The sequence below is a fragment of the Candidatus Nitrotoga sp. 1052 genome (genome assembly GCF_927312905.1).
In the GTDB taxonomy this organism is placed as follows: domain Bacteria; phylum Pseudomonadota; class Gammaproteobacteria; order Burkholderiales; family Gallionellaceae; genus Nitrotoga.
In genome coordinates, this window is record NZ_CAKMHQ010000041.1 from 1 (window position 1) to 25,559 (window position 25,559).

General features: G+C 50.5%; 20 protein-coding genes, 1 tRNA gene, 1 pseudogene and 1 riboswitch. Of the genes and pseudogenes, 16 read left to right on the forward strand and 6 right to left on the reverse strand.

The features are described 5' to 3' along the window. Window positions 1-136: 136 nt before the first annotated feature. The 6 genes and pseudogenes from purB to MJ768_RS09060 all read right to left on the reverse strand — a co-directional run bounded on the left by purB (window position 137) and on the right by MJ768_RS09060 (window position 5,336). Window positions 137-1,507 carry an adenylosuccinate lyase gene (gene purB / locus MJ768_RS09035; RefSeq protein ID WP_239290649.1) on the reverse strand — a complete coding sequence of 457 codons (1,371 nt, stop codon included), beginning with the start codon at window positions 1,505-1,507 and terminating at the stop codon, window positions 137-139. A gap of 100 nt (window positions 1,508-1,607) precedes the next feature. Beyond that, a pseudogene (locus MJ768_RS09040) lies at window positions 1,608-1,807 on the reverse strand (IS630 family transposase); the annotation flags it as partial. 29 nt (window positions 1,808-1,836) lie between these two features. Beyond that, a complete protein-coding gene (mnmA, locus tag MJ768_RS09045; RefSeq protein WP_239290651.1) occupies window positions 1,837-2,910 on the reverse strand; it encodes a tRNA 2-thiouridine(34) synthase MnmA in 1,074 nt (357 codons plus the stop codon). Between the two features lie 508 nt (window positions 2,911-3,418). After that, a complete protein-coding gene (locus MJ768_RS09050) occupies window positions 3,419-3,664 on the reverse strand; it encodes a hypothetical protein (protein ID WP_239290653.1) in 246 nt (81 codons plus the stop codon). 108 nt (window positions 3,665-3,772) lie between these two features. Next, window positions 3,773-3,859, reverse strand: a tRNA-Leu gene (locus tag MJ768_RS09055). A 259-nt stretch (window positions 3,860-4,118) separates the two neighbouring features. Then, entirely contained in the window at window positions 4,119-5,336 is a 1,218-nt protein-coding gene (locus tag MJ768_RS09060; protein ID WP_239290655.1) for a type II secretion system F family protein, read from the reverse strand. 474 nt (window positions 5,337-5,810) lie between these two features. After that, window positions 5,811-5,896, forward strand: a riboswitch (S-adenosyl-L-homocysteine riboswitch). Between the two features lie 19 nt (window positions 5,897-5,915). Here MJ768_RS09060 and ahcY point away from each other — a divergent pair. The 16 genes from ahcY (at window position 5,916) to MJ768_RS09140 (ending at window position 25,464) form a co-directional block, all read left to right on the forward strand. Continuing rightward, window positions 5,916-7,358 carry an adenosylhomocysteinase gene (gene ahcY / locus MJ768_RS09065; RefSeq protein WP_239290657.1) on the forward strand — a complete coding sequence of 481 codons (1,443 nt, stop codon included), beginning with the start codon at window positions 5,916-5,918 and terminating at the stop codon, window positions 7,356-7,358. Window positions 7,359-7,402: 44 nt separating this feature from the next. Beyond that, window positions 7,403-7,762, forward strand: coding sequence for a phage holin family protein (locus MJ768_RS09070; RefSeq protein WP_239290666.1), 360 nt, complete (start codon window positions 7,403-7,405; stop codon window positions 7,760-7,762). A 9-nt stretch (window positions 7,763-7,771) separates the two neighbouring features. Continuing rightward, window positions 7,772-8,605, forward strand: a complete 834-nt coding sequence (gene metF, locus MJ768_RS09075) for a methylenetetrahydrofolate reductase [NAD(P)H] (protein ID WP_239290675.1) — start codon at window positions 7,772-7,774, stop codon at window positions 8,603-8,605. 87 nt (window positions 8,606-8,692) lie between these two features. Further along, window positions 8,693-9,253 carry a YqgE/AlgH family protein gene (locus MJ768_RS09080; protein ID WP_239290685.1) on the forward strand — a complete coding sequence of 187 codons (561 nt, stop codon included), beginning with the start codon at window positions 8,693-8,695 and terminating at the stop codon, window positions 9,251-9,253. Beyond that, window positions 9,219-9,704, forward strand: coding sequence for a Holliday junction resolvase RuvX (gene ruvX, locus MJ768_RS09085; protein ID WP_239290712.1), 486 nt, complete (start codon window positions 9,219-9,221; stop codon window positions 9,702-9,704). The genes MJ768_RS09080 and ruvX overlap by 35 nt, the downstream gene beginning before the upstream one ends. Next, a complete protein-coding gene (locus MJ768_RS09090; RefSeq protein ID WP_239290714.1) occupies window positions 9,701-10,654 on the forward strand; it encodes an aspartate carbamoyltransferase catalytic subunit in 954 nt (317 codons plus the stop codon). The genes ruvX and MJ768_RS09090 overlap by 4 nt, the downstream gene beginning before the upstream one ends. Beyond that, window positions 10,654-11,940: a dihydroorotase gene (locus MJ768_RS09095; protein ID WP_239290716.1), complete on the forward strand. Its 1,287-nt coding sequence runs from the start codon at window positions 10,654-10,656 to the stop codon at window positions 11,938-11,940. The genes MJ768_RS09090 and MJ768_RS09095 overlap by 1 nt, the downstream gene beginning before the upstream one ends. A 152-nt stretch (window positions 11,941-12,092) precedes the next feature. Next, window positions 12,093-14,921: a Tar ligand binding domain-containing protein gene (locus MJ768_RS09100; RefSeq protein ID WP_239290718.1), complete on the forward strand. Its 2,829-nt coding sequence runs from the start codon at window positions 12,093-12,095 to the stop codon at window positions 14,919-14,921. 1 nt (window position 14,922) lies between these two features. After that, window positions 14,923-15,342, forward strand: coding sequence for a response regulator (locus tag MJ768_RS09105; protein ID WP_239290728.1), 420 nt, complete (start codon window positions 14,923-14,925; stop codon window positions 15,340-15,342). Next, on the forward strand, window positions 15,339-17,666 hold the full coding sequence (locus MJ768_RS09110) for an EAL domain-containing response regulator (RefSeq protein ID WP_239290730.1): 2,328 nt from the start codon (window positions 15,339-15,341) through the stop codon (window positions 17,664-17,666). The genes MJ768_RS09105 and MJ768_RS09110 overlap by 4 nt, the downstream gene beginning before the upstream one ends. 269 nt (window positions 17,667-17,935) lie before the next feature. Beyond that, a complete protein-coding gene (locus tag MJ768_RS09115) occupies window positions 17,936-19,996 on the forward strand; it encodes a M3 family metallopeptidase (RefSeq protein ID WP_239290732.1) in 2,061 nt (686 codons plus the stop codon). Between the two features lie 28 nt (window positions 19,997-20,024). After that, window positions 20,025-20,558 carry a glutaredoxin family protein gene (locus MJ768_RS09120; protein WP_239290734.1) on the forward strand — a complete coding sequence of 178 codons (534 nt, stop codon included), beginning with the start codon at window positions 20,025-20,027 and terminating at the stop codon, window positions 20,556-20,558. Window positions 20,559-20,574: 16 nt separating this feature from the next. Then, window positions 20,575-20,811, forward strand: a complete 237-nt coding sequence (locus MJ768_RS09125; RefSeq protein ID WP_239290736.1) for a hypothetical protein — start codon at window positions 20,575-20,577, stop codon at window positions 20,809-20,811. A 267-nt stretch (window positions 20,812-21,078) separates the two neighbouring features. Beyond that, window positions 21,079-23,862 (forward strand): type I restriction endonuclease subunit R, encoded by a 2,784-nt coding sequence (locus MJ768_RS09130; protein ID WP_239290738.1) that lies wholly within the window; start codon window positions 21,079-21,081, stop codon window positions 23,860-23,862. 106 nt (window positions 23,863-23,968) lie between these two features. Further along, a complete protein-coding gene (locus tag MJ768_RS09135) occupies window positions 23,969-24,328 on the forward strand; it encodes an endonuclease domain-containing protein (RefSeq protein WP_239290740.1) in 360 nt (119 codons plus the stop codon). Beyond that, window positions 24,325-25,464: a restriction endonuclease subunit S gene (locus tag MJ768_RS09140; RefSeq protein WP_239290757.1), complete on the forward strand. Its 1,140-nt coding sequence runs from the start codon at window positions 24,325-24,327 to the stop codon at window positions 25,462-25,464. The genes MJ768_RS09135 and MJ768_RS09140 overlap by 4 nt, the downstream gene beginning before the upstream one ends. Window positions 25,465-25,559 lie beyond the last annotated feature (95 nt).

Genomic DNA, 25,559 nt, shown 5'->3' on the forward strand with positions numbered 1-25,559 from the left:
CCGATGATAGTGTACATACGTATGTGAAAGTAGGTCATCGTCAGACTCCTTGCAAATAAAAAACCCTCTCCATTGTGAGAGGGTTTTTTATTTTGATGAAACGATAGACAAAACTTTTCAAGTTAAACTATCTGGTTCAGATACGCCTTGCTAACTCACTGGCCTTACCTGTATATGTAGCTGGCGTTAATACTAATAAGCGTTGTTTTTCCGCTTCCGGAATATTTAATGTATGGATGAAAGCATGCAGGCTTTCGCGGTTGATGCCGCCTTTGCCGCGTGTTAGTTTTTTAAGTTTGTCGTAGGCATTCTCGATGCTGTAGCGCCGCATTACGGTTTGGATTGGCTCAGCCAATACTTCCCAGTTATTGTTCAAGTCTTCCGCCATGCGTTGCGGATTTGCTTCCAGTTTATTCAATCCCTTTAGGCAAGACTCATAAGCCAGCAATGTATAGCCCAGCACTACGCCCATGTTGCGTAGTGTGGTGGAATCGGTTAAATCACGCTGCCAGCGTGAGATCGGTAGTTTCTCGGAAAGATGGCGTAGCAAGGCGTTCGCTAAACCTAGGTTACCTTCGGAGTTTTCAAAATCTATTGGATTAATCTTATGTGGCATAGTGGAGGAGCCGACCTCGCCTGCTACCACTTTTTGTTTGAAATAGCCCAGTGAAATGTAGCCCCAAAGATCGCGGTTGAGATCAATCAGGATGGAGTTGGTACGCGCGTAGGCATCGAATAATTCGGCCATGTAATCGTGTGGTTCGATTTGAATGGTATATGGGTTGAAAGTGATTCCAAGTGACATGACAAAACGTTGCGCGAAAGTTTCCCAATCCACCTCAGGATAAGACGCCAGATGAGAATTGTAGTTACCTACAGCGCCATTCATTTTTCCTAGTATTTCTACGCTGGCCAAACGTGTACGCGCACGTTGTAGGCGATGTACTACATTGGCCATTTCCTTGCCGAGTGTGCTCGGTGTGGCAGTTTGTCCATGAGTGCGGCATAACATAGGTAGGTCTGCCAATTGATGAGCAAGATCGCGTAAGCAATTAATAAGCTTATCTAGAGTGGGCAGCATAACTTCGTTGCGCCCATTTCGTAACATTAGTGCGTGGCTCAGGTTGTTAATATCTTCTGAAGTGCAGGCGAAGTGGATAAATTCTAATTTGCTACTTGTTTCCGGATTGTCTGAGAGCTTTTCACGCAACCAGTATTCGATCGCTTTCACATCATGGTTTGTGCGTTTTTCTATGATTTTGATTTGTTCAGCATCAGCTTCACTGAATTGCGCGATTAGTTGATCAAAATAGGCGAGGGTTGCGGAGGAGAACGGTTCGATTTCAGGAATTCTCACCTCCAAACTGAGCGCTTTGAGCCATTCGATTTCGATCAGAACCCGATAGTGCATCAGGCCAAATTCGCTGTAATAAGTGCGCAAGGAGTCAATCTGGCTATGGTAGCGGCCATCCAAGGGAGAAAGTGCGGTGAGTGTGGTTAGTGTCATCGAGATAATCCTTGGAAAAAAAACAGCAAAATTTAATGTGAAAACAGAATTGGTGAAGCATACGCGTATCTATTATCTTCGATTCGGCTATTAAATAGTTTGAAGCAGCATATTTTACGCATGGGTCATGAAAGTAAGAAGCGACGCGTTGCTTTCCAGCATCATCATGTGATCGTTGGTAGCAGTACGCAATTTCTCCTTGGTAGGCATTTGGACTTTTGATCCGATAGCCTGCCTCAGGTCTGAATTCAAACTCTCTTCCGGATTCAATTCAGAACTGTAGCTGGGCAAAGTAAACATACCACGTTCGTAGAACGTGGTATGTTTACTTATCGATTATTTGCAATGATGCCGCCACCTAGACAAATTTCGCCATCATAAATTACCACCGACTGCCCTGGGGTAACAGCCCATTGTGCTTCACTAAATTTAAAGCTGCCAAGGGTGTCAGATATCGCGTTGAAGTGGCAACTTATATCGGCTTGGCGATAACGGATTTTAGCGGTGTAGTCGCGCGTAATATCAGGAATATGGCTATTAATCCAGTGCAGTTCTGTTGCATTAAGATATGTGGTCAGCAAAGCTGGATGATCGTGTCCTTGCACCACGATCAGGCGATTGTTCGCAATGCTTTTGTCCGCCACGAACCAAGGCAGGCCTTGCCCGCCAATGCCTAAGCCTTGACGCTGGCCAATGGTATAGAACGACAAGCCCATATGCTCCCCGACCATTTGACCATCGGGTGTGTACATCGGGCCGGGATGGGCAGGCAGGTAGCGGTTGAGAAATTCGCGGAACGGACGCTCGCCGATGAAGCAGATTCCAGTACTGTCTTTCTTGGCGTAGTTGGATAGATTATGTTGACGTGCGATTTCTCGCACCTGCGACTTTAGCAGCATGCCTAGCGGGAACATCGCTTTGGACAATTGCTTCTGATTCAAGCGGTATAAAAAATAGCTTTGATCCTTGCTGCTGTCTATCGCTTTGAGTAATTGATAGTTGCCGCCTACCTTGCGGATTTGTGCATAATGTCCAGTGGCAATGGAATCTGCACCCATATTGACAGCGTGTTCCAGAAAAGCTTTAAATTTTATTTCGGAATTGCATAGGATGTCCGGGTTGGGGGTGCGCCCGGCCGCGTATTCTCGCAAGAAATGGCTGAATACGCGATCCTTGTATTCCTTGGCGAAATTCACAGTTTCGATGGGGATGCCTATGGTATCGGCGATGGAAACTGCATCTATCAGGTCTTGGCGCGAGGAACAGTACTCGTCACTATCGTCATCTTCCCAGTTTTTCATGAACAGGCCAATGACCTTATAGCCCTGCTGTTTCAGCAGTAGCGCGGTAACGGCGGAATCCACTCCGCCGGAGATACCGACGACAATACATCCGTTAGCCATAATATATCAGCAGGTCTAGAGGATAGCGTTTGCCGCAAAGATAATTCTCTGCGCAGCTCAGTACTAATGGGCTACGGTGGCGTATGCTGTTGGCATGGAATTCTTCCATTGTCGTTCTGGATTGTACGAAAGTCTGCGTCAAGCATCCGTTCCGAGAAAAGGGCGATGACGCGTCCGGCAAAGGCGAAGCATAGATAGGTGGTCATGCACAGACGCATACCAGCGGAAAATGCCAATCAGATAGTGTAGCTTGAATTCGTAAGCTGATTCTTCCCATACTGCTGTTTCTTGCAGAGATTTGTTAGGTTCCAGATGATCAGTAGGTTGGTTGAACAACAGGGTGTGTTCCTCAATCGGAAGAAATTTGCAGTATTGTGCGATAACGGCGCCTACCGCGACTTTAGGTTTTCAGACCATGTCATGCCGGTTTCAGATTTTGTTTTTAAGCGGAGAATCGGATGAAATAGAAATGGCAGGGTTGCCCCTGCCATTTCTAAAGCTCACAAAATTAATGAGCCATTGGAGCCGCTGCGGGAGCTGCTTCGTCAGTTTTATGTTCGTCAGCCTTATGGGCCTTTTTAGCTTTTTTAGCTTTTTTAGTTTTTTTAGCTTTTTTAGCAGGAGCAGGAGCAGCAGAGTCCGACGCTGTTGCTCCTGTTGCAGCAGGGGCAGCAGCAGGAGCCGCATCAGCAGCAACAGCGGAGAAAGAAGCAACGGCAAATACAGCAGCGATCAGTGTGGACAACAGTTTCATGTGAACTCCAGTTTGAATTAGGTTAATAAACATTTTTGACATTAGTGTCAGCGATATTAACGCTCCGGTACTTTAATTGGTTGACAATTTGGATAATGAATTTAGAGTTGGTGCCGGGAGAGGGACTCGAACCCTCACACTGTTTCCAGCACCGGATTTTGAGTCCGGCGCGTCTACCAATTCCGCCATCCCGGCATGTGAACTTTAAGATTATCCATGAAACAGAAGTCTTCATCAAGTATAAGCCTGCTTCCGAGCAGGATGAATTTACTCTTTTTGCAAATTCATAGTAAATTAATCAGCTACTGATTGATGAATTTTATTATAAAGTCGGCCATCAAATAGATTGATTAGAGCATCTGGATTCCGGCCTTCGCGGGAATGACGAATTGCACTATTTGGCGGCCGACTCTATAGAATTAACTGTACGATACAAAGATATCCGATAAGCAATTTAACCAACAGCTTGCCCCATCTTGAAAATGGGCAGGTACATAGCTACCACCATACCGCCGATTAGTGTGCCTAGCACCACCATGATGACAGGCTCCATCAGGCTGGCCAGTGCCGCCACTGCATCATCTACTTCAGCCTCAAAAAAATCCGCCACTTTGTTTAACATGCCATCCAGTGAGCCTGCTTCTTCGCCTATTGCTACCATTTGCAGTACCATGCTGGGGAATACTCCTACATTTTGCATGGCTGCCGTCAGGGTGCCACCTTGGCTGACCTCCCGCTGGATTATCTTGGTCGCATCAGAATATACCACGTTGCCAGCAGCGCCTGCTACCGAGGTAAGCGCCTCCACCAGTGGCACTCCGGCGGCAAACATGGTTGCTAGTGTGCGTGTCCAGCGTGCAATGGAGGCCTTGCGGATTACATTTCCAAAAATTGGTAGCTTGAGCATTGCTCTATCCATGACGTCCTGCATTTTTTTGCTACGTTTCCAGAAGTAGAAGAAGGTGTAAAGTCCGCCTCCTAAAATACTGAAAATTGCCCACCAATAAGCAACGAAAAAATCGGAGATACTCATCATAATTAGCGTAGGTGCGGGCAGATCTGCGCCAAAGCTGGAGAATAACTGTTTAAACGCGGGGATTACAAAAATCATGATCACTGCGGTGATAATAAAGGCGATTGCAATAATTGCAACTGGATACATTAGCGCCCCTTTTATTTTGCTCTTGATGGCCAGCGTTTTTTCCTGGTAGGTCGCCAAACGTTCCAGCAAGCTGTCCAGAATACCGGCGTGCTCGCCCGCGCCTATCAGATTACAAAACAGATCGTCAAAATACAGCGGGAATTTCCGGAATGCCTGTTCCAAACTGCTACCAGTTTCTACGTCGGTTTTAATGTCATTCAGCAGGCGGGAAACGGAAGGGTTGTGGTGTCCCTTACCTACGATGTCGAATGATTGTAGTAGCGGTACGCCGGATTTCATCATGACCGCAAGCTGGCGTGTAAACAGGGTTAGATCTTTCTGGGTGATTTTTTTCCCTCCGCCGCTACGGGTTTTTTTTATACTGGTAACATTAATACCTAGACGTCTTAGCTGTGTGGCAGCGACGGCATCGCCGATAGCCCGCACCTCACCTTTTACCAGCTTGCCGGATTTATCCTTACCCTCCCATCGGTACTGGAATTCTTTTTTTTTCAGTTTTTCCGCTGCCATGGCGTTTCCTTAATAACTATTCGCGACAAAGTTAAGCTATCCGTTATGGAATATAAAGCTGTTCAGTACAGAATGATCAGTAAGTGACCGCCTCGGCTCATTGAGGTTGTCTGCATTTATTTATATCGGTTATATCAAGCCGAGCTTTAATTGCTCTGTAAATTTGTGGCTAATCCTCCAGTATTTTGTGGCAGATCTGGGAAAGTTTTCACCACCCTTACTATCCGACCTTGGATCTGGATTATCTCAATTGGGTAGTCTTCAAGCTGGTACCTACTTCAGGGAAATCCAGCAAATATTCAAGAATCAAGCCGTTTATTGTCGATTGCCCCTTCATATACCGGCAACAGCGTGTAGTGGCAGGTTGTCAGTTGCTTGCGCAATGCCTCTGGCGTCGCATTCGGGTTGCAAACAGCCGCTGTGATTGTGTTAAAATCATCAAAAGTGTTATATCGAACAATTTTTAGCTTCTCCGGTTCCGAGGGGCGCTGCGACCTTGCATCAGGCGAGGCCAGGCTTGGAACGCTGGGGTGTATCTGTAGCAACGGCGCTCATTCATTAACTTGAATGGAGAGAAATATGAACGCCGTTACCAACGCTGGATTTACCGACTACAAAATTGCCGACATCAATCTTGCTCCTTGGGGACGCAAGGAAATCGCCATTGCCGAAACTGAAATGCCGGGGTTGATGGCGATTCGCGAAGAATATGCAGGCGCACAACCGTTGCGCGGTTCACGCATCGCCGGCTCGCTGCATATGACCATCCAGACTGCCGTGCTGATTGAAACCCTGAAAGCCTTGGGTGCAGAGGTACGCTGGGCTTCGTGCAATATATATTCTACCCAGGATCATGCGGCATCAGCCATAGCTGTGGGTGGTACACCGGTATTTGCGATCAAAGGCGAATCACTTGAAGAGTATTGGGAATATACCCATCGCATCTTCGAATGGCCTAACGACAATCACGCCAACATGATTCTGGACGATGGTGGCGATGCGACCTTATTGTTGCATCTGGGGGCGCGTGCCGAAATAGATGCGTCGCTTATCAGCAAGCCCACTTCGGAAGAAGAAACTTTTCTGTATGCTGCTATCAAACAGCGCCTTGCTACGCAGCCTGGCTGGTATTCCAAACGCTTGGCGACTATTAAAGGGGTGACGGAAGAAACTACAACAGGCGTTCATCGTCTGTACCAGATGCATGCGCGCGGCGAGCTGAAATTTCCGGGTATTAACGTCAACGATTCGGTTACCAAATCCAAGTTCGACAACCTGTACGGTTGCCGAGAATCGCTGGTGGATGGCATTAAACGTGCAACCGATGTAATGATTGCGGGAAAGGTTGCTGTTATTGCCGGTTATGGAGATGTGGGAAAAGGCTCGGCACAAGCAATGCGCGCACTGTCTGCCCAAGTTTGGGTAACGGAGATTGATCCGATTTGCGCGCTGCAAGCTGCCATGGAAGGCTATCGTGTTGTTACCATGGATTACGCTGCTGAACATGGCGATATTTTCGTAACCTGCACCGGCAACTATCATGTGATCACTCATGAGCATATGAAGAAAATGAAGAATCAGGCCATCGTGTGTAATATTGGCCATTTCGACAACGAAATCGACGTTGCCTCGCTTAAGGCTTACACTTGGGATAACATCAAACCACAAGTCGATCACATAATTTTCCCCGCAGTAGATGGTCAACCCGGCAAGCGCATTATTCTGCTGGCCGAAGGCCGCTTGGTGAATCTAGGTTGCGGCACGGGCCATCCTTCTTATGTGATGAGCTCCTCATTTGCCAATCAGACCATCGCCCAGATCGAGCTGTGGAGCGAGGCAGAAAAGGGCACCGGCAAATATCCGGTCGGTGTGTATACCTTGCCTAAACACCTGGATGAAAAAGTGGCGGTGCTGCAATTGAAGAAACTTAATGCGCAACTGAGTACGCTCACAGACCAACAAGCCGCTTACATCGGCGTGCCTAAGGAAGGCCCTTACAAATCGGATCATTATCGCTATTAAAATGTGAGTTCCACACACTCAAAAACAACATCAAAGGCAACCTTATGCGACTCATGCTGATCTGGATTCTCAATGCGTTAGCACTGCTGGCGGTTGCTTACCTGTTGCCAGGTATTCATGTGGAAGGTTTTATCTCCGCATTAATTGCTGCATTGTTATTGGGTCTCATTAATACGCTTCTGCGGCCCCTGCTGATTCTGCTTACCCTGCCAGTCACCGTGCTATCGCTTGGCTTGTTCATCCTTGTCATTAACGGCTTGCTATTCTGGTTTGCCGGTTCGGTGCTGAAAGGTTTCGAAGTCAATGGCTTTTGGGCCGGTGTGATGGGTGCTTTGTTATATAGTGTTTTCTCCTTTGTACTCTCGCTGCTCCTGCGGCAAAAAATTTCGCAGCAGGACCGGTGATTATCGATCATGACAAACTTTAAATCATTCAGTTTTGAATTCTTTCCACCACAAACGCAAGAAGGCGCAAACAAACTCGCCGCCACATGCAAGCAATTGGCAGTACTTAAGCCCGCATACTTCTCGGTGACTTTCGGCGCGGGCGGTTCCACGCGTGAGCGCACCTTGGAAACGGTAGAGCAGATCAAGGCCGATGGCTATGAAGCCGCGCCTCATTTGTCTTGCGTCGGCTCTACACGTGAGAATATTCGCACGATTTTGCACACCTACAAAAATATGGGGATTAAGCGCATCGTGGCACTGCGTGGCGACCTGCCCTCCGGGATGGCCACTTCTGGCGAATTTCATTATGCCAATGAGTTGGTATCATTCATCCGCGCTGAGACTGGCGAACACTTCCATGTCGAGGTGGCAGCCTATCCAGAATTCCATCCGCAAGCGAAATCGCCGCGCGACGACCTGCTAAACTTTAAGCGCAAAGTAATGGCCGGAGCAAATTCTGCTATCACTCAATATTTCTATAACGCCGACGGCTACTTCCGCTTTGTCGATGAGTGTCGCAAGATGGGCATCACCCTTCCCATCGTGCCCGGCATAATGCCCATCATGAAATTCTCGCAGTTAGCGCGCTTCTCAGATGCATGCGGAGCAGAAATTCCACGCTCGATGCGAAAAATGTTGGAAAGTTATGGCGATGACAACGAATCCGTACAGGCATTCGGCCTTGATGTTGTCACGCAGCTGTGCGAACGTCTGCTCGCCGGTGGTGCGCCTGGCCTCCATATCTATACGCTCAACCAGTCTGCTCCTTCGTTGGAAATATGGAAACGCCTAGGGCTTTGACAGCCATGTGGTAATTGGCTGCTTTCTTTGCTCGGTACAATAATTCTCTTGACTTAAGAGGTTGCTTTATGGATTACAATAGGAACCATGTCGCAACTTGATTTCAGGCATCATTTTCTCATTGCCATGCCAGCCATGGCAGACTCTCCTTTTGCCAAGACACTTGTTTATATTTGTGAACACAATGAACAAGGCGCGTTGGGCATTATAGTGAACCGCCCGACCAATCTCACACTTGGCGAGTTGTTCGAGCAAACCAAAATTCCGATGGGCGAGTTTGAATTAAGCAGCATGCCGGTGTATTTTGGTGGGCCGGTGCAGACTGATCGGGGTTTTGTATTGCATAAACCGTTGGGTCAATGGCAATCCACTCTGGCCATCAACGACAATCTTGGCCTGACTACCTCCAGGGATATTCTGCTGGCGGTAGGCGCAGGATTAGAGCCCAAAAACCTGCTGCTGACCTTGGGCTATTCCGGCTGGGCGCAGGGGCAATTAGAGCATGAGTTAACACAAAACGCCTGGCTTACCGTGCCAGCCTCTGAGCACATTTTATTCGAGTTGCCTTCAGAGGAACGCTTGCTTGCTGCAATGGCGCTGCTGGGAGTGGATTATGCATCGCTCTCAGAGTATGCGGGACATGCCTGACGAGGGCATTGCTATTACAGTACACGGTATTTTGCTGGGATTTGATTTTGGCACTAAACGCATCGGCGTGGCGGTAGGCAATTCAATTTCCTGCACTGCACGGCCATTAACAACCTTGCATGGCGAACATAATGGGCAGCGCTTCGCTGCCATCGCTGAGCTTATCCGTGAATGGGAGCCGTCTGCGTTAGTAGTGGGGTTACCCAGTCATGATGATGGCACGCCGCACGAACTAACCCGCTTATGTCGCCGCTTCGCTCAGCGCCTCAAGGGGCGCTTTGATTTGCCTACCATTTTAGTGGACGAACGATATACTTCCACTGCCGCAAGTTTGCAGCTGGCTGAGATGGGTATACGTGGCATCAAGCAAAAGCCGCTGCTCGACCAAGTCGCAGCGCAGCAAATTCTGCAAGCCTATTTTGATGAGCCCTCGATAGAACAAATTGCATGAATAATCCACAACTCAATAAACATGGCGAACTCCAGCACTTGCTCTCGACTGAGGGATTGCCAGCACCTATCTTGCGCGGCATTTTAGACACAGCGGCTTCCTTTATGAGCGTGGCTGAAGGGCGCGACATTAAAAAACTTCCATTACTACACGGCAAATCTATATTCAACATATTTTTTGAAAATAGCACCCGCACCCGTACTACTTTCGAAATTGCTGCCAAACGTCTTTCGGCCGATGTAGTCAACTTGAACATTGGTTCTTCCTCCGCCAGTAAAGGCGAAACTTTGCTTGATACCGTTGATAATTTATGCGCCATGCACGCTGACATGTTCGTGGTGCGCCACTCGCAGAGCGGCGCAGTCCACCTCATCGCCAAGCACGTTGCGCCGGAAATCCATGTTATTAATGCCGGTGACGGGCGCCATGCGCACCCAACACAGGCGCTGCTCGACATGTTCACCATTCGTCACTACAAGAAAGAATTTCATAACCTGCGAGTGGCTATCGTCGGCGATATACTTCATTCGCGCGTGGCGCGTTCGCAAATTCATGCGCTGACCACTTTGGGTGTGCCAGAAGTCCGCGTCATCGCGCCCAAGACATTATTACCAAGCTGCGTCGATAAACTCGGAGTGCAGGTGTATCACGACATGGCGCAGGGCTTGCGCGATGTGGATGTGGTAATGATGTTGCGCTTACAGAACGAGCGCATGCAGGGCGCGGTATTGCCCAGCGCACAAGAATATTTTAAGTACTATGGTCTCACCCAGGAAAAATTGGTGCTAGCCAAAACGGATGCCATCGTGATGCATCCGGGGCCGATGAATCGTGGTGTAGAGATCGATTCCAGCGTTGCGGATGGGACACAATCGGTGATCTTGCCACAAGTCACTTTTGGCATTGCGGTACGGATGGCGGTGATGAGCACTTTGGCGGGAGTTGGGTGATGAATATCCAGATTATAAATGGGCATTTAATTGATCCGAAAAATCAGATTGATGGCCTCCGCGATTTATTTATCGTAGCGGGTAAAGTGGCTGCTGTTGGCAGTGCGCCAGCAGGTTTTGTGGCGCAACAGGTGATTGATGCGACAGGTCTTGTGGTTGCTCCCGGCTTGATCGACCTTTCCGCGCGTCTGCGCGAACCGGGTTACGAATACAAGGCCACGCTTGAATCCGAGATGGATGCAGCCGTAGCCGGCGGCATCACGACACTGGCATGCCCGCCGGACACCGATCCACCACTGGATGAACCGGGTCTGGTAGAGATGCTCAAGTATCGTGCCCGTGAATTGCATAAGGCGCGCGTTTATCCGATCGGCGCGCTGACCTACGGGCTGAAAGGTGCGGAACTTACCGAGATGGCTGAACTGGCCGATGCCGGTTGCATAGCCTTCAGTCAAGCCGATGCTGCGCTTACTGACACTCGTGTGCTGATGCGCGCCATGCAATACGCCGCCACCTTCGGTTTCAGTGTTTGGTTGCGCCCGCAGGACAGCTTCCTTGCACGCGACGGCGTGGCGCACGATGGCGAAGTGGCGACGCGTCTGGGCTTACCCGCCATTCCGGTGTGTGCGGAGACCATTGCGCTGTCCACCATGTTGCAATTGGCGCGTGAGACCGGCGTGCGGCTGCATATCTGTCGTATCTCCAGTGCAGAAGGGGTGGCACTGGTGCGTGCCGCCAAACAACAGGGATTGACGCTTACCTGCGATGCGTCTGCCAACCATGTGCACCTAACCGAAATGGATATCGGTTTCTTTGATGCCAACTGCCATCTGGTACCGCCGTTGCGTAGTCAGCGCGACCGCGATGCATTGCATGCCGGTTTGCTCGACGGGTCAATAGACGCAATTTGTTCCGATCACACACCAGTGGACGAGGATGCCAAGCAACTGCCTTTTGCCGAAGCCGAAGCAGGCGCTACCGGGCTGGAATTGCTGCTACCGCTGGCGCTCAAATGGGCGAGGCAGAGCCGCCGTGCGCTCGCCGAGGGGCTCGCCAAGATTACGCTGCAGCCTGCGCGCATATTAGGTCTGGACGCCGGACATTTGTCTGTCGGAGCCGTTGCCGATGTGTGCGTGTTCGATCCAGAAGTGTACTGGAAGGTTGAACCTGCGGCATTGAAAAGCCAGGGCAAGAATACGCCATTCATCGGTATGGAGTTGCAGGGTCGCGTGCGCTATACCCTGGTTGATGGGCAGCTTGTTTATCAATCAAAGGCTGGTCAATAACCTTGGTTGTGCGCAATCTGTAGATTTAGAGTGGCAATTTAATAATAGGCTTTTCTAAAATAATTAAAGTTTGCCCAGAGCATTGGGAAACAGTGTGGTTAGACATATCACAGATGCCTCACCGCTGCATACACCATTACCCTTGAAAAAATATGATTAAAAATTTGACCATTAAATCGCGCTTGATCGTTACCTTTTTTTTCATTGCAGTCACCCTGCTAGGAATTGAGTCGGTTTCCCTGTTTGGAATGAGCAAGGCGAGAGACAGTCTGAAAACCGTTTATGAGGACCGCATCATTGCACTCGATCAGTTGACGGACATTGAATCGTTGATACTGCAAAACCGCATCGCCATAACGGCTAGCCTGGTGGCGTCGACGCCTGATGAAATTAGCAGTAATGTTGCAAAGCTAGAAAAGAATGACGCGGAGATTGACGAGATATGGAAAGCCTACATGGCCACCTATCTTACGCCCGAAGAAAAGATACTGGCGGCAAAATTTGCCGATGACTATAAAAAATTCGTTACCCAGGGTCTAAATCCAGCCGCCGCCGCTTTGCGGGCAAACGACTTAAAGAAAGCGAGCCGAATCGTCGTGGAAGCTATCCGCCCGCTCTATCTCCCAGCTGGGAAAGGAATCAAGACACTTGGCAAGCTGCAATTGAGTGTGACTAAGCAGGAATATGAAGAGGTACAGAGCCGCTACGATATTATTCGCAACATTATCATCGCTACGGCAATCATTGGCCTGGGGTTGGCTATATGGATTGGCTTTATGCTTGTCCGTGCCATTTCCCGGCCGCTGGAGGACGTAGTGAGGATTGCCCGGGGCGTTGCCGCAGGCAATTTGACGCAGCGAATCGAAGTACGCGCAACAAATGAAATTGGCCAACTGATGAAGGCCCTGAAGGAAATACACGATAACTTGGTGAAGGTCATCGGCCAAGCACGCGACAGCGAAGCGCGCACCCGTGCAGTGCTGGACAACGTGGATGAAGGCATCATTGCAATTAACGAAGGCGGTGTGATCGAAATCTTCAACCCGGCGGCGGAGCAGATTTTTGGCTACAAAGGAAACGAGATTATTGGTAAAAATGCCAGCCTGCTGACGCAGGAGCCAAGCCGAGTTCAGCATAATGGTTCTCTTGAACGACATCAGCAGTTGAACAAACCCACGGCTCCTGGATTAAGCAGGGAAGTGGTGGGCATGCGCAAGAATGGCACAAATTTTCCGCTGGAATTCAAAACGCGTGAAATCCGTTTCAATATGGGGCAGCTTCATATCGTGGTGACAAGGGATTTGACCGCCAAAAAGCAAGCAGAGGTAGAGCAGAAAAAGCATGAGCAGGTGCAGCAGAGGAACGTTGAGTTGGAGGCGGCTAGCCAGATGAAATCGGAATTTTTCTCTACTATGTCGCACGAATTAAGAACACCGCTTAACGCCATTATTGGTTTTTCTGAAGTGCTCAAGGATGGCCTGATGGGCGATCTGACTGATGAGCAACGTGGCTATATAGGTGACATCTTAGATAGCGGCCAGCATCAGCTGTCTTTGATAAACGACATCCTGGATCTGTCAAAAGTGGAGGCCGGCAAAATGACCCTCCATCTGGAGCCGATCGATCTGACCTTGCTGTTCTCCAACAGCCTGTCTATGGTCAGGGAGAAAGCTGCTGCCCAGCACATTCACCTCAATTTGGATATCGCCGATGAGCTGGACGATATCCAGGCAGACGTGCGCAAGGTAAAGCAAATCGTTTATAACCTGCTATCTAACGCAGTCAAGTTTACTCCTGAAGGTGGCAATGTCACCCTGCGTGCCCGCCGCGTGTCGCGCGCCCAAGTCGGCCAGCTAACCGGTCGATGGGCAGGGCTGAGCTTCCCTTTGCGCGACAACAAAATTACGGATTTCATCGAAATCAGCGTCACCGACAGCGGCATCGGCATCGCTAATGAAAATTTTGAGCGGCTGTTCGAGCCTTTCAGCCAGATTGATAGTAGTTTGGCGCGCAAATTCGAAGGGACGGGATTAGGTTTGACGATAGTAAAGAGTCTCGTTGAACTGCACGGCGGCACTGTGGCGGTGGAAAGCGCCGAGGGCCAAGGCACCAGTTTCATGGTCTGGCTGCCGCTATGGAGGACGGAGGAAGCGTCAGCCACTCTGACCGAAGAACCAGCCGATCCGGTCATCCCGTCACCATTGAAGGCGCTCCGCCGTTCAGGAGAGCGGTTCGCCTTGGTGGTGGAAGATGACGACCGGGCGGCCGAGTTAATCCGCATCCAACTGGAGTCGTTAGGTATCAGCTCACTGCGCGCCGTTAGCGTTGAGGATGCACTCGATCTCGTCATGCAACAGCCCCCGGCGTTAATCACGCTGGACATTTTGATGCCAGACAAGATCGGCTGGGAGTTTCTCACTTGCATCAAGAAAATTCCTGCGCTGGCTCACATTCCGGTGGTGATTATTTCAATTATTGCAGACCGTAGCATGGGTCTCTCCCTTGGTGCATCGGCGGTGCTACAGAAGCCAATCAGCCGCGCGGATCTGTATGATACGCTGACCGATCTTGGCCTACATCCGTCATTACCCGGACAACCGCTAACGGTATTGGTGGTGGACGACGATCCCAAGGCGGTGGAAATCATTGCCATTTATCTGCGGGATACTGGCTACGTGGTAGTAAGGGCCTATGGTGGGCGTGAGGCAATTGAGGCGGCGTACCGTATTTTGCCCGACCTGATCGTACTCGACCTGCTGATGCCGGAAGTGAATGGTTTTGACGTGGTGCTGGCGCTTAAAAACAGCTTTGACACTGAGCGTATCCCGATTCTGATCGTTACCTCCAAACAAATCACCGCCGAGGACCGTGTCGCGTTCGATTATCAGGTAAAGAAAATTATGGAAAAGACTGTGTTGAGCCAAGACCACTTTCTCAGCGAGGTGCGGTGGGCATTGATGTCTCGCCGGAAAGATTACTGACATGGCAAAAATATTGGTGATCGAGGACAACCTCGCGAACATGAAACTGGCAGTACTTCTCTTGCAAAAGGCAGGTTACAGCGTGCTTAGCGCCTTGGATGCGGAGGTTGGCTTGACGTTAGCGCAAACTGAGCAGCCCGACTTGATCCTGATGGATATCCAGTTACCCGGCATGGACGGCCTGGTCGCTACGGCACTGCTCAAGCAGAACCACGCCACGCGCACCATTCCGGTCATCGCACTTACTGCTTTGGCGATGAAAGGTGATGAGGAACGCTGCCGCAGCGCGGGTTGTGATGGATATATCGTCAAGCCGCTGCGCTATCAGGAATTGCTGGCAGAGATCAAGGCACAGTTGGCGAAGCGTGATTATTCATCATATTCTTCAATGGAGCCGAACAAAGAAGAAAGTCCACCATGACTGCTCGTAAAGCAACAATCCTGATTGTGGATGATGAGCCCAAAAACAGGAGCTTGCTGGAGGTCTTGCTTAAGCCGGAAGGCTACCTTACCGTTACTGCTAACAGCGGAGACGAGGCATTGGCGATGGTGGCGGAGAAGCCCCCGGATTTAATTCTGCTCGATGTCATGATGCCCGGCATGGATGGCTACGATGTTGCGGCCAAGCTCAAGGCCAATCCCGCCACCCGCAACCTTCCCGTCATTATGCTCTCCGCGTTGGATGACCGCGGTTCCAAGCTGGCCGGGCTGAGCGCCGGGGCAGAAGACTTTCTTACCAAGCCGATAGATCGTGCCGAGTTGTGGGTGCGCGTGCGCAACCTGCTACGCTTGAAAGAATACAGTGATTTCCTCGCCAAGCATAATCAGCTCTTGGAGCAGGCTGTACGCGGGCGAAACGAGGAGATCACGGAGCGCAAACGCGCGGAGACCCAAATCATTCGACTCAACCGCCTCTATGCAATCTTGAGCGGCATCAATGCGGCCATTGTTCGTATTCGGAACCGGCAGGAGTTATTTGCTGAAGCTTGCCGTATCGCAGTGGAGCACGGCCATTTCAGGATGGCCTGGATAGGATCGGTGGACGCCAATGGGACGGGGCTGTCACCCTTGGCCTGGTCGGGCTTTGATGAAGGATATCTTGGCAAAATCATCTTGGCCATCAGGAACAACGAGGCGGATGCTTTAGTATTGATAGTGCGGGCGCTACAGGAAAAAATGCCCGTTGTCTGCAACGACATTGATTCCGACCCCCAGCTAGCCTATTGGCATATAGATGCATTGCAGCGTGGCTACCGTTCCATGGGCGTATTCCCCTTGATGGGAGACGACCAGCCGGTTGGCTTATTCGTTCTCTATGCTTCAGAGCCGAATTTCTTCGATATGGAAGAAGTAAAACTGCTTACCGAGCTGACCGCAAATATTTCATATGCACTGGAGTACATCAAGAAGGAAGAGAAGCTTAATTACTTGGCTTATCACGATGTCCTGACCGGACTTCCCAGTCGCACCCTGTTCCATGATCGGCTCGCTCAGGCGCTGACCAGCTCGCATCGTCACGGGGATAGGTTAGGCGTGCTGTTCATAGATCTGGATAATTTCAAGAACGTAAACGACAGTCTGGGCCATCATGCCGGTGATATTTTGCTGAAACAGGTTGCCGCCATGTTTTCCGCCTGCATGCGAGAGGGTGATACTGTGGCGCGCCTTGGCGGGGACGAGTTCGTGGTGATCTTGGAGAATATGGCATCGGAAGACGATGCCTGGATGGTATCGCAGAAAATCCTCAAGTTCATGACTAAGCCACTGACTATTGAAGGCCACGAGCTACTCGTTACATGCAGTATCGGTATTGCGCTCTATCCCAAGGACGGCGAGGACGTCAAGGCACTGCTTCAGAGCGCCGATGGCGCTTTGTACCTGGCCAAGAACAAAGGACGCAACAACGCCCAGTTCTGCACCGCCGAAATGAATGCCAAGGCATTAGAGCGGCTAACCCTGGAAAACGGCCTGAGACAAGCAATTAATCGCCAGGAGTTTCTTCTTCATTACCAGCCGCGAGTGGATCTAGCTAGTGGCGAAATCACAGGCATGGAGGCTTTGGTGCGCTGGCAACATCCCGTCCAAGGCTTACTTTACCCGACCAAGTTCATCCCGGTGGCAGAGGAGTCTGGCTTGATAGTGCCTCTCGGGGAATGGGTGTTGCGTACCGCCTGCGAACAGAATAAGGCGTGGCAGCTTGCCGGGCTCAAGCCAGTGAGCATCGCAGTCAACCTTTCGGCGCGCCAGTTCAAGCAGCAGGATCTGGTTGGAATAGTTACCCGTATTTTGAAAGAGACCGAACTGGACCCCTCCTATCTTGAGCTGGAACTGACCGAGAGCATGGTCATGCAGAATGTAGAGGCGGCCATAACTACACTCACTCAATTCAAGGAGATCGGGGTGAAACTCGCGATTGACGACTTCGGCATCGGCTATTCAAGCCTGAATTACCTCAAGCATTTTCCAATTAGCTTTCTTAAAATAGACCAGTCATTCGTGCGCGACATTACCACCAACCGGGATGACGCGATAATCGCCAAGATCATCATTTCCATGGCGCATGATCTGGGACTCAGGGTAATCGCCGAGGGGGTCGAAACCGAGGAGCAGAAATCCTTTCTGTGCTTGCATCGTTGTGACGAAATGCAAGGCTATTTTTTCAGTATGCCGATTCCCGCCGAGGAATTCGAAATCCTGCTCAGGGAGAGACGCTGCTTGTCGATGACGAAACCGCGGTTACTTTGAGTTAGCGCAACTGCCTTTCTTGAAGACGAAGAAAACATCTTGATTTAGATTATTCGTCTGTTGTGTCGTGATCGCCACAAGATTTTTGTGGTAATTTTCACTCAGCGCATGCGGAGATGAATGGTGCCTGGCTTTGTGCAGGGGTTAAGTAAATTCATCCCTATATTAAACATTAACGTGATAGTTAATGCTGATCTGCTACGATCTGTACTTGAATCTGCCTGTTAGCAGACTAAAATGAATCATAAATGAAAGGTTGTTTTAAAGTTATGAATCCATTACTTGATTTTTCCGGTTTACCGCGTTTTGAGGAAATCCGCTCTAAACACGTTGCGCCGGCGCTTGATCAACTTTTAGCTGAAAATAGCGAGCTATGCCAGCGACTATTGGCCGATGTAGCTACCCCCACCTGGGACAATTTCATACAGCCGTTAGCGGATGCCAACGAGCGCTTATCGCGATCATGGGGGCAAGTCTCGCACTTAAATGCAGTGATGAACTCGGCTCCGCTGCGCGAAGTATACAACGCCAATTTGCCAAAGATTACGCAGTACTACGCCGAGCTGGCGCAAAATCTCGCATTGTTTCAGAAGGTGAAAGCCATTCACTCCAGCGCAGAATTTGCGACTTTGAGTGCGGCACGTCAGAAAATTATTGAGAATCAATTGCGTGATTTTCGCCTCGGCGGGGCTGAATTACCGGCAGCGCAAAAGGCGCGCTTTCTCGCCATTCAGGAAGAGCTTTCCACGTTGTGCTCGCGTTTTTCCGATAATATTTTGGATGCCACTAACGCTTACACATGGCTGGTTGAAGACGAAGCGGAGCTGTCCGGTATTCCAGCAGACGAGCGTCAAGTTGCTGCCGAAGCGGCGCAAGAGGTAGGCAAAACGGGTTGGTTGTTTACCCTGAAAGCTCCTTCTTACGGCCCGCTCATGCAATACGCAGATAACCGTGCGCTGCGCGAGCGTATGTACACTGCAAACAGCACTCGCGCCAGCGAGCTTTCGCCGAACGCTTCAGCAGAAGATCAATCCAAGCCGGAATGGGATAACACACCGCTGATGAAGCAGATTCTAAAGCTGCGCGGCGAAGAGGCGCATCTGCTGGGGTTTTCCAATTTTGCAGAGCTTTCGCTGGCAACCAAGATGGCGAGCACGCCGCAACAAGTGCAAGATTTCTTGAGTGAATTGGCGCAACGCGCACGACCTTTCGCCGAACGAGATCTGGCAGAGTTGCGCGAATTTGCACGCGCGCAACTCAACATAACGGATTTGCAGGCATGGGATGTCAGCTACGCTAGTGAACATTTACGCCAACAGCGTTATGCCTTTTCCGAGCAGGAAGTGAAGCAATATTTCCCGGAAGATAGAGTGCTGGATGGCATGTTCAAGTTGGTGGAAACGTTATATGGCCTAACCGTCCGCTCTGCGCCAGCGCCGGTGTGGCATTCAACAGTGAGTTTTTACGACATTCTGGACAGTGATGGCAGGTTAGTGGGTCAGTTTTATCTCGATTTGTATGCGCGCAGCAGCAAACGCGGCGGCGCGTGGATGGATGATGCCATCACGCGTCGCCGTATTGCAGCCGGAATCCAAACACCCGTCGCCTACCTCAACTGCAATTTTGCTGCACCGATAGGAGACAGACGCGCGCTCTTCACGCACGATGAAGTCATTACCCTGTTTCATGAATTCGGCCATGGCCTGCACCATTTGCTAACGCAAGTGGAAGATCTCGGAGTGTCCGGCATCAACGGTGTGGAATGGGATGCAGTGGAATTGCCCAGCCAATTTATGGAAAACTTCTGCTGGGAGTGGAATGTGCTGCAAGACTTGACCAGGCATGCAGATACTGGGCAAAAATTGCCGCGCGCATTATTCGACAAAATGCAGGCGGCGAAAAATTTCCAAAATGGTTTGCAAACCTTGCGCCAGATAGAATTTTCTTTGTTCGACATGCGACTGCATAGCGACTTCGATCCACAAGGTACGCAGACTATCCAGCAATTGCTGGATGAAGTGCGTAGCAAGGTGGCGGTACTTATCCCGCCCGCATTCAACCGGTTCCCTAACAGTTTTTCGCACATTTTTGCCGGTGGCTATGCGGCTGGCTATTACAGCTACAAGTGGGCGGAAGTATTATCCGCTGATGCATATAGCCTGTTTGAGGAAAGTGGCGTGCTCAACTTGGCAGCAGGTCTCCGCTTCCGCGAAGAGATACTGGCGGTAGGGGGCAGCCGCGATGCGATGCAATCCTTTGTGGCATTTCGAGGTCGTGAGCCGACAATTGATGCGCTATTGCGGCACAGCGGTTTGGTGGCGGCAAGTTAAGTTTGTGTTCCGTTTCTATGAGGGCAATATGAGAAGACGTTTCTTATGGGCAGGATTGATAGCGCTAATGTGCGGCAGTGCGCAGGCAGATGGGCTATACCGTTGGGTGGATAAATCCGGCAAGGTACATTACGGCGATGCCCCGGCGGCGGATGCGGCAAAAGTTGAACAAAAGAAATTTGGCGCTGCCCCAACAGTTGATGTGAATGATTTACCTTATGCAACACGTCGTGCCAAACAAAACTTTCCCGTCACTCTGTATATAGCCGAGAATTGTGGCGATCCTTGCAAACAAGCACGTGAATTCCTAAATAAGCGCGGCATTCCATTTACAGAAAACAACGTGCGTACCAAAGAAGAGCTCGATGCTTTCAAGAAGTTATCTGGTAGTGAAGGCGTACCGACACTCGCAGTGGGAAAAACTTGGTTCAAGGGTTTTCAGGCTGAGCAGTGGGGCGGTGGACTGGATACGGCAGGTTATTCTCAAACTTCATCCCATCAGCCGCAACCACCTGCTAAACCATCAGCAGCCCAGCCAGCGAAAACTGAAACTCAACATTAGTTAAATCGGAGATGCCATGGGATTAATCGTAAACACATTTAAGAAAATAAGAAGCCTGACACTGATCTGTACTTTGGGCGCCGCAACTCTGGCTATCACCGCTTGTGGCGAAAAACCTTCGAAACCACCCCTACCCAAGACCGAGTCCGCCAAATTGTTTCAGCAGCAACATACAGAGCTTGAACAAGCCAAAAAAGTAGGACAGACCGGGATAAAAAATGCTGAGGATTTAAAGCAGAATGTGGAGCAATAAACCAAGTAAAGCGATAATGGTTTGAACGGCGACCATTTTTTTCGTCGCGCAAAATGATTTGCGCGACGAAGCTAACGATCGGATCCATAAACCCTTCAAATTGACGTAACAGCTAGCCTGGCAGCTGTGGGCGCTGCAGTAAAGCTATCTTATTATTTCTCAATAAAGGTAAGGAAGCCGCGAATATCTGATATAGCTGACTTCTATCCTTCAAGATGAATAAAATTCCTCATAACGTTGCCTCAATCGGTGAGAGTTATTATTGCAATGACTGAAAACCAAAACCCCGAACAAAAAGCCCGCGACACCATCGATGCACTGCTTAAGCAGGCGGGCTGGGTTATTCAGCACGCCAAGAAAATCGACCTGAACGTTGGATTGGGCCAGGCAGTGCGCGAATATCAGACTGATGTTGGCCCAGCTGACTATGTGCTGTTCGTAGACAAAAAAGCAGTGGGTGTAATTGAAGCCAAGCGTAAAGAAGAAGGCCAGCGACTTACTGCCCATGAAACCCAAACCGAAGGATACGCAACGGCCAAGTTGAAGTGGGTCAACAACAAAGAGCCTTTACCTTTCCTCTACGAAAGCACCGGCATTATTACCCGTTTCACCGATGGTCGCGATCCCAAGCCGCGTTCGCGCGAGGTGTTCAGTTTTCACCGTCCAGAAACACTCAAGGAATGGCTATCTCAGAATGATTCATTGCGTGAACGTTTACAGCACGTTCCAACGCTCAACCCAAACCAGCTTCCCGCCAAGGAATTACGCTTGCGCGATTGCCAGGCAATCGCCATTACCAATTTGGAAGCCTCGTTCAAGGCCGACCGCCCACACGCCCTAATCCAGATGGCAACTGGTGCGGGCAAGACTTACACCGCAATTACCTCCATCTATCGCCTGCTCAAACACGCTCATGGCAAGCGCATCCTGTTTCTGGTCGACACTAAAAACCTTGGCGAACAGGCCGAGCAGGAAATGATGTCCTACGTGCCGATCGACGACAACCGCAAGTTCACCGAGCTATATAACGTGCAGCGGCTCAAGTCAGCGTTTGTCGCCAAAGATAGCCAGGTGTGCATCAGCACTATTCAACGGTTGTACTCCATCCTCAAAGACACGCCGCTGGACGAAACCGCCGAAGAGATCAACCCGGCGGAGCTGAAGCAGTCCAAAGCGCCGATGCCCGTGGTTTATAACGAAAAAGTCCCGCCGGAGTTTTTCGACTTCATCTTCATCGACGAATGCCACCGCTCCATCTACAACCTGTGGCAACAGGTGATCGACTATTTCGATGCCAGCCTGATTGGCCTCACCGCCACGCCGGACAACCGCACCTACGGCTTCTTCAAGAAGAACGTGGTCAGCGATTACAGCCACGAAAAAGCCGTGGCCGACGGCGTGAATGTCGGCAATGAAATCTACGTGATCGAAACACAGATCACCCAGCAAGGCGCGCAAATCGATGCCCAGCAGCAAGTCGAGCGGCGCGAAAAACTTACCCGCAAAAAACGCTGGGAACAGCAGGACGAAGACGAAGCCTATTCCGCCACGCAGCTTGACCGCAACATCGTCAACCCGGATCAAATCCGCACCGTCATCCGCACCTTCCGCGACAAACTGCCGGAGATTTTCCCCGGACGCACCGAAGTACCCAAGACGCTGATCTTTGCCAAGACCGACAGCCACGCGGACGACATTATCCAGACCGTGCGCGAAGAGTTCGGCGAGGGCAACGCCTTTTGCAAAAAACTCACCTACAAGATCGAGGAAGACCCCAAGTCGGTACTGGCGGATTTTCGCAACGCCTATTACCCGCGCATCGCGGTCACCGTGGACATGATCGCCACCGGCACCGACGTGAAGCCACTGGAATGCCTGCTGTTCATGCGCGACGTGAAAAGCCGCAACTATTTCGAGCAGATGAAAGGCCGGGGCACGCGCACGCTGGACATGGACGACCTGAAAAAAGTCACCCCCTCCGCCGTCAGCGCCAAGACCCACTATGTCATCGTCGATGCCATCGGCGTGACCAAATCGCTTAAGACTGCCAGCCAGCCGCTTATCACCAAGCCCACCGTGCCGCTCAAAGACTTGGCGATGCAGGTAATGATGGGCGCGACCGATGAAGACACCGTGAGTTCACTCGCCGGACGCTTGGCGCGCCTCAACAAGCAACTGGATGTTGATGACCGGCGCCGCATCCGCGAAGCCGCCGGAGGCCTGGAACTCACCCAGCTGGTCGGCAAACTGTTCGGCGCGATAGATGCCGACAATATCGAAGCCCGAGCGCTGGAGCTGGCTGGGCAACCCATCGACACCGACCCCGGCGACGACAAACGCCAGCAGGCGCAACAACAATTGGTGAGCGAAGTCGCGAAAGTGCTGAATGGCGAACTGGTCGAACTCATCGACGCCATCCGCCGCGACAAGGAACAGACCATAGATCACGACAACCTCGACAGCGTGGTGCGAGCCGAATGGGACAAAGACGCCGCCAATAATGCGCAAGCCCTCACCAATGAATTTGCCGATTACCTGAAATCGAATCAGGACAACATCGCCGCACTCACCATTTTCTTCAGCCAGCCTTACAGAAGGCGCGAACTCAGCTTCGACCTGATCCGCCAAGCGCTGGACAAACTCAAATCCGACAAACCCAAACTCGCCCCGTTGCGCGTGTGGCAAGCCTACCGCCAGCTGGACGACTACAAAGGCGCGCAGCCCATCAGCGAGCTGACGGCATTGGTCGCGCTGATACGCCGCGTCTGCGGCATGGATGCCCAGCTCTCCACCTTCGACGACACCGTGCGCCGCAACTTCCAGAACTGGGTGATGAAACACCACTCCGGCGGCGGTAATAAGTTCAACGAAGAACAAATGGACTGGCTGCGCATGATCCGCGACCACGTCGCCAATTCTTTTCATATTGAACGCGATGACCTGGAGATGTCGCCGTTCGACGGGCAGGGCGGGCTGGGCAAGATGTATCAATTGTTTGGCGCGAAGATGGAACCGCTGCTGGACGAATTGAATGAAGTATTGGTGGCGTGATGCAAATCCCCCCTAGCCCCCCTTTTTCAAAGTGGGGAATTAAAAGCGGAATTGCGGCGCTGGTTGTCTTCCCCCTTTATGAAAGGGGGACTGAGGGGGATTTGAATTGGAACACTACAACGCAAAACTTAAGGAAAACTCACGCACGCTCCGATCTAACATGACCGATGCCGAGCGAATGCTATGGCACCACCTCCGACGCAAGCAAATACAAGGCGTGCAGTTCTATCGGCAAAAGCCATTGCTTTCATTCATTGCGGATTTTTATTGCCCGGCGGCAAAGTTGGTGATTGAACTTGATGGTAGTCAGCATTATGAAGCTGAACATCAAGCAAAGGATCAAGGCCGTGATGCAGCATTAGCAGGCTTGGACTTGCGTGTTTTACGGTTTGATAACCGGCAAGTTTTATTGGAAACGAATGCAGTGCTGGAAATGATTGATGCAGCTGTATGTGAGCGGGTATGAGTAACGTAATAAACGATTTACCAACTGGCTGGATTTCGACGCGACTTGGCAACTTATACAATTTTGAATATGGGAAGTCTTTGATCAAGGGCTCAAGAGCTTCGTCTGGGAAGTATCACGTTTACGGTTCAAGCGGCATTGTGGGAATGCACGATCAGTTTCTAGTTAAAGGGCCCGCGATAATTATTGGCCGAAAAGGGGCGGCAGGTTCAGTAAGTTATTCGTTAGATAATCTCTGGCCGATTGATACTACCTACTATGTGCGAGATGACAAACATCTCTGTTTGAAGTTTTCATATTATTTGTTTAAATCGTTAAATTTAGCGAAGCTTGAAGCATCAACCGCCATACCTGGCCTGAGCAGAAATCATGCTTATAACGAGACTGTCTTGCTTCCACCGCTCAACGAACAACACCGCATCGTCGCCAAAATCGAGGAGCTCTTTTCCGAGCTGGACAAGGGCATCGAAAACCTGAAGACCGCCCGCGCGCAGCTCAAGGTGTATCGCCAAGCCTTGCTGAAACACGCCTTCGAGGGCAAGCTCACTGCGCAGTGGCGCGCGGAGAATCAGGGCAAACTTGAAACTGCCGCTGCCTTGCTCAAGCGCATCCAGCAAGAGCGCGCGCAACGCTACCAGCACCAACTCGCTGACTGGGAAGCCGCCGGCAAACAAGGCAGCAAACCCAAAACTCCGAAACCCCTGCCACCGCTCACCGCCGAAGAACTCGCCGAACTGCCCGAACTGCCGGAGGGATGGGGGTGGTGCAAATTGGGCGACTTTGTTGTTTCTATTGATGCGGGAAAAAGCTTTAAGTGCGACGAACGTGAACCACGTGCTAATGAAATCGGAGTAGCAAAAGTAAGCGCTGTGACGTGGGGTGAATATGACGAATCAGAAAGCAAAACCTGCACTGATACATCGAAAGAAAACGATGCCTATTTAATTCGGAGCGGCGATTTTATTCTAAGCCGAGCAAATACTATTGACCTTGTAGGAGCTTGCGTCATTGCAAGGAAGGTAACAAAGAAAATCATGCTTAGCGATAAAACGCTTCGCATTAGGTTTGATGGTTTTCCTCAGGAATATTTTCTTCAGTACCTAGGAGCCTGTCGGACTTCTCTTGTAACTCATTGATTAAATTGATGCGCCCATTATTTAATCAAATTAATTTATATATAAAAAACAATATGTTACGCTGCCTCAAAACTCGAAGTCCGACAGTCTGCTAG

What these genes read in the sequence shown, in the direction of transcription:
- purB (WP_239290649.1), bottom strand. Translation starts at nt 1,507, where the DNA reads ATGACACTAACCACACTCACCGCACTTTCTCCCTTGGATGGCCGCTAC.
- mnmA (WP_239290651.1), bottom strand. Translation starts at nt 2,910, where the DNA reads ATGGCTAACGGATGTATTGTCGTCGGTATCTCCGGCGGAGTGGATTCC.
- MJ768_RS09050 (WP_239290653.1), bottom strand. Translation starts at nt 3,664, where the DNA reads ATGAAACTGTTGTCCACACTGATCGCTGCTGTATTTGCCGTTGCTTCT.
- MJ768_RS09060 (WP_239290655.1), bottom strand. Translation starts at nt 5,336, where the DNA reads ATGGCAGCGGAAAAACTGAAAAAAAAAGAATTCCAGTACCGATGGGAG.
- ahcY (WP_239290657.1), top strand. Translation starts at nt 5,916, where the DNA reads ATGAACGCCGTTACCAACGCTGGATTTACCGACTACAAAATTGCCGAC.
- MJ768_RS09070 (WP_239290666.1), top strand. Translation starts at nt 7,403, where the DNA reads ATGCGACTCATGCTGATCTGGATTCTCAATGCGTTAGCACTGCTGGCG.
- metF (WP_239290675.1), top strand. Translation starts at nt 7,772, where the DNA reads ATGACAAACTTTAAATCATTCAGTTTTGAATTCTTTCCACCACAAACG.
- MJ768_RS09080 (WP_239290685.1), top strand. Translation starts at nt 8,693, where the DNA reads ATGTCGCAACTTGATTTCAGGCATCATTTTCTCATTGCCATGCCAGCC.
- ruvX (WP_239290712.1), top strand. Translation starts at nt 9,219, where the DNA reads ATGCATCGCTCTCAGAGTATGCGGGACATGCCTGACGAGGGCATTGCT.
- MJ768_RS09090 (WP_239290714.1), top strand. Translation starts at nt 9,701, where the DNA reads ATGAATAATCCACAACTCAATAAACATGGCGAACTCCAGCACTTGCTC.
- MJ768_RS09095 (WP_239290716.1), top strand. Translation starts at nt 10,654, where the DNA reads ATGAATATCCAGATTATAAATGGGCATTTAATTGATCCGAAAAATCAG.
- MJ768_RS09100 (WP_239290718.1), top strand. Translation starts at nt 12,093, where the DNA reads ATGATTAAAAATTTGACCATTAAATCGCGCTTGATCGTTACCTTTTTT.
- MJ768_RS09105 (WP_239290728.1), top strand. Translation starts at nt 14,923, where the DNA reads ATGGCAAAAATATTGGTGATCGAGGACAACCTCGCGAACATGAAACTG.
- MJ768_RS09110 (WP_239290730.1), top strand. Translation starts at nt 15,339, where the DNA reads ATGACTGCTCGTAAAGCAACAATCCTGATTGTGGATGATGAGCCCAAA.
- MJ768_RS09115 (WP_239290732.1), top strand. Translation starts at nt 17,936, where the DNA reads ATGAATCCATTACTTGATTTTTCCGGTTTACCGCGTTTTGAGGAAATC.
- MJ768_RS09120 (WP_239290734.1), top strand. Translation starts at nt 20,025, where the DNA reads ATGAGAAGACGTTTCTTATGGGCAGGATTGATAGCGCTAATGTGCGGC.
- MJ768_RS09125 (WP_239290736.1), top strand. Translation starts at nt 20,575, where the DNA reads ATGGGATTAATCGTAAACACATTTAAGAAAATAAGAAGCCTGACACTG.
- MJ768_RS09130 (WP_239290738.1), top strand. Translation starts at nt 21,079, where the DNA reads ATGACTGAAAACCAAAACCCCGAACAAAAAGCCCGCGACACCATCGAT.
- MJ768_RS09140 (WP_239290757.1), top strand. Translation starts at nt 24,325, where the DNA reads ATGAGTAACGTAATAAACGATTTACCAACTGGCTGGATTTCGACGCGA.